We start from the raw sequence: 12,243 nt of genomic DNA, 5'->3' as shown, positions 1-12,243 counted from the left end.
GTTCGGTAACCTCTTTTATCTGTACTATTTTCGTAGTGGTGGAAAAGGTAATTGATATTCATAATGGGAAGATCTATCAACAGGATCATCTGGTGCTGTTTGATGTGGATCTTGAACTGAAAAAGGGTGAGTTTGTTTTCCTGATCGGTAAAACAGGAAGCGGGAAAAGTAGTCTGTTGAAAACCCTTTACGGAGAAGCAACGCTGGCTGACGGAACCGGTTCTGTTGCAGGGTTTGATCTGCGCAAGCTCAAACGTAAACATGTACCTTTTCTTCGCAGGAAGATCGGAATTGTCTTCCAGGACTTCCAACTGCTCATGGACAGAACGGTGATGGAAAATCTTGTTTTTGTTATGAGAGCCACCGGATGGAAAGGCAAAAAGGCCATGGAACAACGCGGAATGGAAGTACTCAACCTGATTGGATTGGGAGAAAAAGCATACCGTATGCCGCATGAACTTTCAGGAGGAGAACAACAACGTATCTCTATTGCCCGTGCGCTTATCAATAAACCGGAAATCATTCTGGCGGATGAGCCAACCGGAAACCTGGATCCCGATACGTCGAAAGAGATTATGCAATTACTTGTTGCCATAGCCGGAGAGGGAACCGCTGTGTTGATGGCTACGCATGATCTTTCGCTTATGGAACAATTCGGAGGCCGCGTAATCCGTGTGGAAGAAGGGAAGATTAAGACACTTACTACCATGAAGGATTTCGACCCGTTCTCTTCCGGAGACAGTAAACGGGAGGAATAAGAAAAAAGCAAAAACCGGTTTACTTTGCTTCTGTCAAACTGCGTATCAATCTCGCATTGAGTTCTAGATCAAAAATTGCTTTCAGCTTATTTGTTCTTTCTTCAAAAGCTGCCGGATTATTAGGTCGGGTTGCTAATTCACGTATCTTTTCTTTCCATTCAGAAGGAGTATTGGCGATCTGACACAGCTCTTCCAGCCCTGTTCCTTCAACCATAGTTGTATTTGCCAAACAATATCCTCCGTTTGCCAGAGCATTCAATAATTTGTGCTTAATTCCGGTATTTTGAAACGTGGGTAACAGATTGATTTTTGCTTCGCGGATCAGTCGGTTTAGTGCTTCGTTGTCCGGATTGGGAAGTACTTTAATCTTAAAATTCCGGGAAGCCAGCCACTTTGTAAAGCTTTCCGAGGGGTCTTTTCCTGCAATGACCAGTTCCAGTCCATTGTCCGATTCCCAAAGATCATTTATGATATAGCGAACCGCATTCTCATTTTCCATGACCGATAAGTTTCCGTGAAAAAGTGCATAGGACTTTGTCCCTCTTTCTCCCGCTCCCCAATGCAAGGGGTTAAAAACAGGAACGTATACCCCTTTACCATAGTGTTCCTGAAAATAGGCGTTGTCTTTGGGGGTTACGGTCAGAATTTCATCCGCGAAGGAAAAAATACGTTCGAACTGTTTTAGTTTTATTGCCTCCGAACGGAAAAACAACCGCTTTTTTAATTTCGGTTCAATCTTCGCCAGTTCTTCATAATAATGGTGTTCCACATTATGTGCCCGAACTCCCAGCCACCGGTTTTGTAATGACTTATGACTAATAAAATAGCACGTATGGATTCCTTCAAATAGGATTGGAAAGGTATCTTTTTTCAGGTTTTTCAATAACGCCTGATCGGCCCTGCTTCTCACAATAAACGGAACTGCCGAAAGTAGTAAAAAAGGGTTCGTATCCCGCTGGTAATAAAACACCTCATCAGCTACCTCAAGCAACGCATCCTGTTCTCCCCTTCCATATTCATAACAATGCAGGATAACACGCATACCGATTTCCCGCAATGCTTTACAACGATGATATACATCAATTACTCCTCCGTAATTATAGGGATAAGGGACATCGAATGAAACAATATGTATTCCGGACGTATCAGCTGACTTCATAAATCTCTTTTAAAACCTCTTCTTCGTGTTCCCAGCACAACTCTTTTGCCGCTCGCTGGCAGTTCTGCTTCCAGTAGGTCAACTGTTCCTCATTTCGGGCGGTCTCCATAAAGAACGCTGCTAATTCTTTCGGATCATGCGATGGAATAAATGTTCCCACCTGGTATCCTTCCACCACTTTGCGAATTTCCGGCAAATCCGATGCCAGTACGGGTGTGGTTGCGTGAATATAGTCAAATACTTTATTGGGTAATGAAAACCGATAGTTCAGGTTGGTGTCTTTGTCGAGTGTTAACCCGAAATCTGCATGAAATGTATAGTACATCAATTCATTAAAGGGTCGTTTTCCATAAAACCGCACCTTGTCTCCCAACTGCTCTCGCGCTACCTGTTCTTTTAGTTGCGGAACGACATCTCCGTCTCCAACAATCATAAGAAACAGCCCTTCTGTATATTTCATGGCTTCCACTGCCTCCTCTACTCCCCGGTCGATGTTGATGCCGGCTCCCTGAACAATCAATAGTTTCTTGTCTTCCGGAATTCCCAGTTCACTTTTTGGTACAATGTCTTTGGGCGTCCATTTACGTGAGACATTCCGCACAACACGAACGTTCTTCCCGTATTTTTCACTGTAACGCGAAGCGATCGAGTCATTCACAGTGTAAATCGCCTCTAACTTCGGGAAAATCCACTCTTCTATACGCTCCCAGATTCTTTTAATGCGGGGTCGGCTCACCAACTCGGGAACTTCTGTGAAATACTCATGCGTGTCGTAAATCAACCGGTTTCCTTTGATCTTTGCTGCCAGATATCCAGACAAAAGGGTGTCAAGATCATTGGCTAAAAGGTGTGAACTTTTGTGAAACAACTGAAACAGAAACAGGCGAATATTATATTCCGCATAAAACAATGCGCCTTTGTCAAAAAATAATTTCATGCGCACACATTTGTACTTTCTGTCCGGCATAGGAAGACTATTTTTTCTTTTTCTGCCGACAAGCGTAACTATAAAGCCCTGCTCCATAAGAAAAGAACAGACTTTATCGACCCGATTGTCCGTTACCAGATCGTTTGTTACGGATACAATGATATGTTTTCTTGCTGCCACCTCGACAAAACTACGAAAGTCAGGAATACTTCTACCTTTTAGGTTCTATTTTTACGAATTCTCTGTTCCAATCGGCATCAACTTTTGACCGACAAGATCTCTTTCCGGTAAAACCGCGCTTACCCGCTCTAGTATTTCCGTTTCAAGGTGCTTCAAAATTTTATGTTTTACAAAATGACGATGTACTACCAAACCAATGGTACGGTAAGGAACCGGGTTCGTAAACTGACCGATCTTTTTACTTTCTTCCGGAGAAAGTTCAATGGCTGACAAGTACGGCAAGAGTGTTGAGGCCTTGTTTGCTTTTACAAACCGCAACAGGCTATCAATGGAGCCTGCTTTGTAGCGAAAATTCAGCTTATTGTTAATCTTCTTTTCATGGACATCACACAGCTCAAGTACTTGTGTTCGCATACAGTGTCCTTCCTCCAGCAGGCACAGGTTACTGACATCGAGGTCACTGGCTGTAATAAAGTCAGCAGTACAAACAGATGAGTCATAAAAGACAAATGGTTCATCATAGAGTTTCACTTCCATAATATCCTTTTCATGGACAGGAATAGAAATGATACCTATATCCAAATCCCGGGACTTGATTCTGCGTATAATCTCGCTTGTCGTTTGTTCTGTAACCTGAATATCGAGTTTTGGAAATTTTTCGGCAAAACTGTGTAAAAACCTCGGAAGTAGAAATGGTGCCACAGTCGGGATTACTGAAATGCTCAAACTTCCCTTTTCTTCTCCTTTAATTTCTTGTGTAATTACTGTAAGATTGTCAATTTCTTTGTTGATTTGTTTTAGTTGTTCCACAATTAGCTCTCCTTCTTTTGTCAGTTCAACCGGTTTCTTCTTTCTGTCAAAAACAGGAATACCAATCTCTTCTTCGAAACGGGCAATCATCGTACTAAGGGTTGACTGCGTTACAAAGCAACTTTCTGCAGCCTGTTCAAAATGTCTATACTCCGCCAGAGCTATAATGTATTGAAATTGTTGAATATTCATTGATGGTGTCAATATTAATATTGAAAATATAGTTTTTGTAGATCAAAATAACGACATAATTTTGAAAAATAAAAACGATCACTCTTTAAATAAATACATTATGAAAAAATCATTAGGAATTGCATTTACAGTTCTGGTTTTCAATGTGACAGGGCAAGATGCTTCAGAAGGAATGGCTGGCTGTCCTTTTCATGCTTCAGGGGGAACACAGAACGCGAAGAATCACTCCGAAGGCACCTCTTCCAGAACAGAAGAAACAACACCCGCAACCGGAATGAAAGGAACAACCAATAAGGATTGGTGGCCTAATCAGTTAAATTTATCCGTTTTGAGGCAACACTCCGAATTGTCGAATCCAATGGGTAAAGATTTCGATTACGAAGCGGCTTTTAATCAACTCGATTATGAAGCGTTGAAAAATGATCTTCGTAATCTCATGACTGACTCACAGAGTTGGTGGCCGGCTGATTTTGGGCATTACGGACCGCTGTTTATCCGAATGGCCTGGCATAGCGCAGGTACCTACCGAACCGGAGACGGTCGGGGCGGATCTCGTGAAGGTCAGCAACGGTTTGCCCCTTTAAATAGTTGGCCGGATAATGCCAATCTGGACAAAGCAAGAAGACTGCTCTGGCCTATAAAACAAAAATACGGAAGCAAAATATCGTGGGCGGATCTTATGATTCTGACCGGAAATGTGGCACTGGAATCGATGGGGTTTGAAACGATCGGATTCAGTGCAGGACGGGAAGATGTTTGGGAACCGGAAAGTAATGTGTACTGGGGAAAAGAAACCAAATGGCTTGATGATAATCGTTATTCGGGAGATCGAGAACTGGAAAATCCGTTAGCTGCTGTTCAAATGGGGTTGATCTACGTGAATCCCGAAGGGCCTAACGGAAATCCCGATCCGATTTTAGCGGCAAAAGACATCCGCGAAACATTTGGTCGAATGGGAATGAATGATGAAGAGACAGTAGCGTTGATAGCTGGTGGTCATACCTTTGGAAAAACACATGGTGCGGGGCCTGCATCTCATGTAGGACCGGAGCCTGAAGCAGCAGGTATTGAAGAGCAGGGACTCGGATGGACGAGCAGCTACAAATCCGGTAAAGGACAAGACGCCATAACATCCGGACTGGAGGTTACCTGGACTACTACACCTGCCAAATGGGGACATGGTTTCTTTAAGAGTCTTTTCGGGGAAGAGTGGGAATTAACCAAAAGCCCCGTAGGTGCTCACCAATGGGTCGCAAAAGATCCTAAAGTGATGGTTCCTGATGCTTTTGATTCGGAGAAACAACACAGACCAACAATGCTGACCACCGACCTTTCACTTCGTTTTGATCCGATCTATGAAAAAATTTCAAGAAGGTTCCTCGAAAATCCGGATGAATTTCAAAAAGCATTTGCCCGCGCCTGGTACAAGTTAACACATAGGGATATGGGACCAAAAGCATTACACCTGGGACCAGAGGTTCCAGCAGAAGAATTCATTTGGCAGGATCCTGTTCCCACTGTTGATTACCAACTCGTAAATGATAAAGAAATCCTTACCCTGAAAAAACAGATTGCTTCTTCCGGATTAACTGTAAGTGAATTAGTTTCTACAGCTTGGGCTTCCGCTTCTACTTTCAGAGGATCTGATTTCCGGGGAGGAGCTAATGGCGCACGTATACGTCTTGAACCACAAATAAACTGGAAAGTAAACAATCCTGCTCAATTGAAGAAGGTTCTTGCTAAACTGGAAGACATTCAGACTACTTTTAACAACCAATCAAAAAGCAGTAAAATATCACTTGCCGATCTGATCGTATTAGCCGGAAGTGTCGGTGTGGAACAAGCAGCAGAGAACGCAGGTATAACTATTCAAGTTCCGTTTGTCCCTGGACGTACAGATGCAACGCAAGACCAAACCGATGCTGCCTCTTTTAGTGTTCTTGAGCCAATGGCTGATGGTTTCCGTAATTATCTGAAAACAAGTTATACGGTTTCTACGGAAGAGTTATTGATTGACAAAGCTCAACTCTTATCCTTAACGGCTCCGGAGATGACCGTCCTAATCGGTGGAATGCGTGTATTAGGAACAAATTACGACGGATCGCAACAGGGCATTTTTACTACTGCTCCGGGAACGCTTTCCAATGATTTCTTTGTAAACCTGCTTGCTATGAATACCATCTGGAAAGCGGTAGATGCTACTCAGGAAGTCTTCGAAGGGTACGACAGACAAACAGGAAAGCAAAAGTGGACAGCAAGTCGTGCCGATTTGATCTTCGGGTCCAATTCAGAATTACGCGCTCTTGCTGAAGTATATGCCAGCAACGATGCAAAAGAAAAGTTTGTTACGGATTTTGTAGCTGCCTGGGTAAAAGTAATGCAACTGGATCGTTACGATTTGAAATAGAATAAACCCCTAAAATCAAAAAAGACCATTCGCAACCTGTGGATGGTCTTTTACTTTTTCTATTCTTATCCCTAAAAAAGAAAAAAGCCGATCGTTTGTATGATGGCGAGGACAAAAGTAGCAGAACAACAAAAATTTACACACATGTAAGCATGAGGGGTTGTAAACTCTTCAGAAGTTCTTTTGCTAAAAAAAGAATAATTTGTCAATCCTCAGAAAATGTTTAGTTTAGGTACAAATACCAACACCAAAAGGTACACAAAGTCAACAAATGGTTGACAGCTTTGTAGTCTGATGGTGGGGTTATACGTATGTTGGGCGTCATTTATGAAAAACTGACAATGAAAAAAGGCATACTTAAAGGAATAGCTCCTTCATGGAAAATTGAGCAATACTGCTTATGAAGTAAATTATAAAAATTACAATTTAGATCTTCCTCCCGGAATATATATATGCTAAAAGCGGTAAACGAAAAAGGTACTGAAGTGATTAAAATGGTAGTAAAATAATAACGCTGAATTGAAAAATATCAAATCTGACTTTACAGTTAACGAAATTGGAAAATTCCAATTTTATAGCGGTGTTGCAATTGGAATTGGATTCAGTTTTACTTTCAACACATTATTTCGGCAAATTTCAAAAATAGCTGAATTTAGGACTGTTGTAGCTGAGTCAAGTTGGAATAGAGTTATTGATTATGAACTCACATTTTATTATCTGACTTTAATCGGGTTTACTTCAGTTGCCTTCGCCTTTTGCTTTACAACCTATCTCTGGATGAGCAGACCGTTTGCCAGAATAAAAAGAAAAACTACAAAGTTGCGATTTGCACAGACAAACTCCATGTGGATTTTTTTTGGAACACTACTCTTCCTAATAAGAATGATTTGGGTGATTGGCGAAACGGACATTTCAATTGAAAACGACTTTCCTTATTTGGGTTTTATGGTTCCTATTTTCATCTATATGTATTGCTGGAATTTAATTTCCGACATTTATAAAAGCAAAAAACCATTTGTTTTAACATCCTTGATTTTTATAATTAGCGGATTCCTATTAAGTAGAATATAAAACCCGTTGCACAATATGTGTATAGCTCATTGCGGCTAAATTTCGATAAGGAATTCACTGTAATTTGCTCTCTTAAAATGATGGGAAATAAATTTTGACAAATGTCCGGAACTGAAAGGGCAAAAAACATTGAGGCCTATTATTTTTATCAGGAAACAGATAAAAGCACAATTGAGGTCGTGCGAATCCTGCATGAGAGAATGGGCTTTAATAATAAATTAAAGAGATAAGATACACTCGGGTACAACACTTATTATAATTAGCAATTTTCTTAATTAGTGGGCTTTTTTGTTTACGTTTATACTTAAACAAAGATGAAAACTACTAACTAAAATACGAGAGGCTTTACCTTACTCCTCTGCCTGAACATCACAGGTCTTTGCTTTTGAGCAGCAACTCATAGTTACTTCTTTTTCTGCATTCATCTTTACCTGAGGGGATAAATAGGGAATGTTCAAATTAAGACCACGGATAATAATTAAAGCACCGAAAACGACCATTACGTATGGGACAGCTTTCTGAAATTTCTTCCGCAAACCTGACGATATTGCATTTGAAAAATAGGTTGCTGTACCCATTGCCGGAATCGTTCCTAATCCAAAGAAAACCATGAATAAAACACCTTCGGAAACTGAACCGTATACCAACGATCCCATCAACGCCATATACACCATACCACAAGGTAATAATCCGTTCAGTAGACCTATGGTAAACAGAGCTGAAGCCGACTTGTTTTTGAGAAAATATCCCAGCTTCTTTTGAATGAAGTTATTGAATCTGAGATACCCCCGATTAACCGGAGCTAAACGCGTTATCAGCCGGGGAAAAATAACTGCCAGAATTATCAAAGCACCGAATACCACAGACATAATTTGCAAAATGCCCATCAATTCAAAACTCTTTCCTATAAAACCAAAAACAGCTCCCAGGATCGCATACGTAACGACACGTCCTAAATTGTACGCTAGGGTTCCGGAAATTTTGGTGCCAAAACTACTTCGGTTCAGCGGTAACACAAAAGCTATCGGTCCACACATTCCAAGGCAATGTAAACTCGACCCCAACCCCAATAAAACAGCAACTCCTATTAATGTTTCCATAACTACTGAACAAATACGGTTTTTTTCAGGAAATACGGCTTCCCGTCTCCAGTCCACTCCATTCTGATCTCATATCTTCCCGATTTAAATAATTTGATCGGAAAGAATTGTTCTTTCTCATTGGTAAGTTCCATTCGCACATCTGCTCCGGCATTATCCGGTCTGTAAAAATGCACCAGACCGGAATCAACTGCCGGAAAGTCATCCGGTAATAAAATTACCAACGCATCCTCCGTAAATTGAACCCGTGTTGTTCTTACAAAAGGTAATCCGTTTGATTCTGCCGTAATTCTGTCCGAATACGAAACTTCTCTCATATAATAATCTTCATACTCTAAATCCACATTCTTTGACATCAGGTTGACAATCAGTACAACGATAAATGTCATGAATGCTATAATCGCAATGGTTATTCCTTTTCCCCAGTTCATCTTTTTACAATAATGGTCCGATAAATGTTGTTCTTGCTTTCGTAATCAGTTCTCCGTTTCCGTATATTCCGATAATAAGCTCATTCTTTCCTTTCTTCACGTCATCCTGATCCATTTTAATCAGAAATCGTTCACGCATGTGTTTTTCAGGTAAAAGCACCATGTCTTTGACGACCGCTTCTATCTCTCCTTTTCCTTCCAGGATACGCAGTTCCACCGTATATTCCTTTTTCGTTTTATTGGACAGGTCAATCTCGTAAATATTACTAATACGTCCATCCTGTAACTCCTGATAAGTCGCCCCCCGCTGTCGCAGAATTGTTGCATCAAAATCTGTACGTGTCACAACAAGTACAACCAAAACTGCTAAAAGAAGCGCCAATACAGCCGTATACGCTTTAATTCGTCTCGTCCATCTGAATCGGGTTCCCGTATTCACTCCATTCTCACTATCGTAGCGAATTAATCCTTTTTCCAGTCCTACGGACTCCATCATGTGGTCGCAGGCATCTATACAAGCAGTACAATTGACACACTCTAGTTGCGTCCCGTTTCGGATATCGATACCTGTAGGACAGACGTTTACACATTGACCACAATCAATACAATCTCCTTTTCCAGACTCTTTTCGATCTTCATTTTTTCTGAATTTTCCCCGCTCTTCTCCTCGTACGTGATCATACGTAATTACTATTGAATTGCGGTCCAGCAAAACTCCCTGTAGTCGTCCGTAGGGACATATCGTTGTACAAACCTGCTCCCGTAACCGTGCAAAAACGGCATAAAACACTGTGGTGAAAATAATCAGAGCGATTAACCCTCCCAGATGTTCCATTGGGTTCGCTGTCTGAATTTCCCACAAGGCATCCGCCCCGATTATGTAAGCCAGAAACGTATTGGCAATCAGGAATGAAATTCCCCAGAATATAGCATGCTTCAGGATTCTCTTTCGGATCTTTTCCCCATTCCAGGGCATCTGATCAAGTTTTTTCTGATGTGTCCAGTCACCTTCAATCCAATATTCAATTCTCCGAAAAACCATTTCCATAAAAATCGTCTGGGGGCAGACCCATCCACAGAATAAACGACCGTAGATAACAGTAAACAGGACGATAAAAACCACCATGAGCACCAGGGCGATAGCAAAAATGTAAAAATCCTGTGGCCAGAAAACCTGTCCGAATATGACAAACTTTCGCTCAATAACATTGAACATAAGCATCGGCTCTCCACCGATCTTAATGTGCGGACCGGCAAACAGGAATACCAACAATAAATAACTTACCCATTTCCGGTAGTCATAGAACTTCCCGGATGGTTTTTTAGGAAAAATCCAGATCCGTTTTCCCTTCTCATCAACTGTAGCGATTTTATCTCTGTACGTTTCCTGTTCTTCCATGTTTGTGGCATTTACTAGTGGAAAATTATTTACTCTCTTCGTGTTATTCTGCGACTTTAGTCACAATCACAAACTTTAAAAAAGCCCCATCATTTCTGATGAGGCTTTTTTTGATTATTCTTCTGTTGAATCACCAGATTCCTCATCAACGGATTCTTCTTCTGATGAATTTTCAGTTTCATCAGGAGTTGTCTCTTCAACTTCCTGTTTCTTCATTAATTCCCCTTCAGGTTCTTTACCTGCTACATACTCTAAAGATAATACATAAGAGGCTACCTGTTGTAACTCTATAGGGTTAAGTTTCTTTTCATGATCCGGCATTCCGTTCGGCGTACCGTATTTTACCGTTTTAAACACGGTTGCAATATCATTGGTGTAAATCCAATAATCATCCGTCAGGTTCGGTCCGATATCTCCCCGTCCATCTTCCATGTGACAACTCTGACAATTTTTCGTAAACAATGTTTTACCAGTTGCTAAAGCAGATTCATCTGTAAGTAACGTTACATTGAACTCATCCACATTCATTGCCATCTTAGCTCGGTATTCAGCAATTTCAATCTCTGCCTGAGCTACTTCTTTCTCGTATTCAGCCACCTGTAAGTCAGCCGTTTTTAGGATGTGATAGTTAAACAGGTAAATCACCGCAAACACAATCGAAGCATAGAATCCCCAAACCCACCATGGTGGTAAGTTGTTATCCAACTCCTGAATTCCGTCATATTCGTGATCCAGCAGGATAGACTGCTCATCTTCGATATCCACAGCATCCGTAAGGATTTTATTGATCTTCTTAGCTGTGATTCCTTCACTTTCAACGGATTTTTGCTGTTCCGGAGTTAGTGTCATTCGGTACAGTGACCGGAAAAGACGCGCCTGATAAATCAACACAAACAGTAATACGATATTGATTGCTCCTACAAGATAAAGGTCACTGGTTGTTATTTTGAAGAGAACCTCATCGGCTCCTATATCCATTGACTGTGCCATAGAAGCAGCAGGGAAAGACAATGCCCCGACAATTAAAGCAAGCATGGTTAGTTTTTGTGCACCTCCCCCATGTTGACGGTCATAAGCGTCTTTCATTCGCTTTTTGAAATAGTCAGACTTCATGAACGATTGAATAGAAGAAGCCATTACAATAATTGCGATCAACAATGCCACCATGGCTCCAATCATCCAGTAAAACATTTTCTGATTTTCCTTGTAATTCTGAACAATCGTAGGAGCTACCTGTCCGTCACCCGCAATTTCTGGTTCTTCAGGCTCAGGCTGCCAATTCTCTACGTAATCAAAAACAGCATCGATCTGTTCGTTGGTAAGATTTTGTGCCGTCATTTTTGTCGGGCTGTATGCTTCAGCAACAATTGCCCGCTTACTTTTTCCGCTTTCTATCAATCCGGCCGGATTTCTCACCCATTCGTACAATAAATCAGATTCTTCTGCATCTGCCCACAATTGACGTACACCTTTCAATTTTGGACCTGTCGAGTTATCATTGATTTTATGACAGGTACTACATACTGTCTCAAATAACTCTTTACCGTCCTGTGCGTGCAATTGTAACCCATACGCGACCAGTACCAATGCTCCAAGGATATATTTCTTCATTTGCTTTTTCATTGTCTTCCGGTTTTTAATCCTCAAAGGGAATATTTTCAATTTCCGATATTTCACTTTTTTTCATTCGTATCACACGGTACAGAAGTATCGCGAAGAATCCTACGAATATGGACAGGGAGATGATTGGAAATATCTCAATGTTCTCGATCGTAGACATGTGATGTTTTATAAACTTTAACATCTCT

10 protein-coding genes are annotated in these 12,243 nt (G+C 41.1%); 3 read left to right on the top strand and 7 right to left on the bottom strand.

Annotated elements, in window-relative coordinates; translation table 11 throughout:
* Positions 1-38: 38 nt before the first annotated feature.
* A complete protein-coding gene (locus tag ABDZ97_RS01675; protein WP_343784435.1) occupies positions 39-758 on the top strand; it encodes a cell division ATP-binding protein FtsE in 720 nt (239 codons plus the stop codon).
* Positions 759-777: 19 nt separating this feature from the next.
* On the opposite strand, the gene ABDZ97_RS01670 is transcribed toward ABDZ97_RS01675, so the two are convergent.
* From ABDZ97_RS01670 to ABDZ97_RS01660, 3 genes are read right to left on the bottom strand one after another with little or no spacing between them, the layout of a single operon-like run.
* Positions 778-1,917, bottom strand: coding sequence for a glycosyltransferase (locus tag ABDZ97_RS01670; protein ID WP_343784432.1), 1,140 nt, complete (start codon positions 1,915-1,917; stop codon positions 778-780).
* Positions 1,904-3,025: a glycosyltransferase gene (locus ABDZ97_RS01665; RefSeq protein WP_343784430.1), complete on the bottom strand. Its 1,122-nt coding sequence runs from the start codon at positions 3,023-3,025 to the stop codon at positions 1,904-1,906. The genes ABDZ97_RS01670 and ABDZ97_RS01665 overlap by 14 nt, the downstream gene beginning before the upstream one ends.
* A gap of 51 nt (positions 3,026-3,076) precedes the next feature.
* Positions 3,077-4,027 (bottom strand): LysR substrate-binding domain-containing protein, encoded by a 951-nt coding sequence (locus tag ABDZ97_RS01660; RefSeq protein WP_343784428.1) that lies wholly within the window; start codon positions 4,025-4,027, stop codon positions 3,077-3,079.
* Positions 4,028-4,127: 100 nt separating this feature from the next.
* On the opposite strand from ABDZ97_RS01660, the gene katG reads away from it, so the two are divergent.
* Positions 4,128-6,434, top strand: a complete 2,307-nt coding sequence (katG, locus tag ABDZ97_RS01655; RefSeq protein ID WP_343784426.1) for a catalase/peroxidase HPI — start codon at positions 4,128-4,130, stop codon at positions 6,432-6,434.
* A 519-nt stretch (positions 6,435-6,953) separates the two neighbouring features.
* Positions 6,954-7,505, top strand: coding sequence for a hypothetical protein (locus tag ABDZ97_RS01650; RefSeq protein ID WP_343784424.1), 552 nt, complete (start codon positions 6,954-6,956; stop codon positions 7,503-7,505).
* Positions 7,506-7,855: 350 nt separating this feature from the next.
* On the opposite strand, the gene ABDZ97_RS01645 is transcribed toward ABDZ97_RS01650, so the two are convergent.
* The 4 genes from ABDZ97_RS01645 to ABDZ97_RS01630 all read right to left on the bottom strand — a co-directional run bounded on the left by ABDZ97_RS01645 (position 7,856) and on the right by ABDZ97_RS01630 (position 12,058).
* Positions 7,856-8,605 (bottom strand): sulfite exporter TauE/SafE family protein, encoded by a 750-nt coding sequence (locus tag ABDZ97_RS01645; protein ID WP_343784422.1) that lies wholly within the window; start codon positions 8,603-8,605, stop codon positions 7,856-7,858.
* 2 nt (positions 8,606-8,607) lie between these two features.
* Positions 8,608-9,036 (bottom strand): FixH family protein, encoded by a 429-nt coding sequence (locus ABDZ97_RS01640; RefSeq protein WP_343784420.1) that lies wholly within the window; start codon positions 9,034-9,036, stop codon positions 8,608-8,610.
* A 4-nt stretch (positions 9,037-9,040) separates the two neighbouring features.
* Complete coding sequence (ccoG, locus tag ABDZ97_RS01635) at positions 9,041-10,435, bottom strand: cytochrome c oxidase accessory protein CcoG (RefSeq protein WP_343784418.1); 1,395 nt, start codon at positions 10,433-10,435, stop codon at positions 9,041-9,043.
* A gap of 114 nt (positions 10,436-10,549) precedes the next feature.
* Positions 10,550-12,058, bottom strand: coding sequence for a c-type cytochrome (locus ABDZ97_RS01630; RefSeq protein ID WP_343784416.1), 1,509 nt, complete (start codon positions 12,056-12,058; stop codon positions 10,550-10,552).
* Positions 12,059-12,243: the final 185 nt, after the last annotated feature.

Source organism: Wandonia haliotis (genome assembly GCF_039523435.1).
Classification (GTDB): domain Bacteria; phylum Bacteroidota; class Bacteroidia; order Flavobacteriales_D; family Crocinitomicaceae; genus Wandonia; species Wandonia haliotis.
Note: the sequence above shows the minus strand (reverse complement) of the source record. Positions and strands in the feature narration are given on the sequence as shown.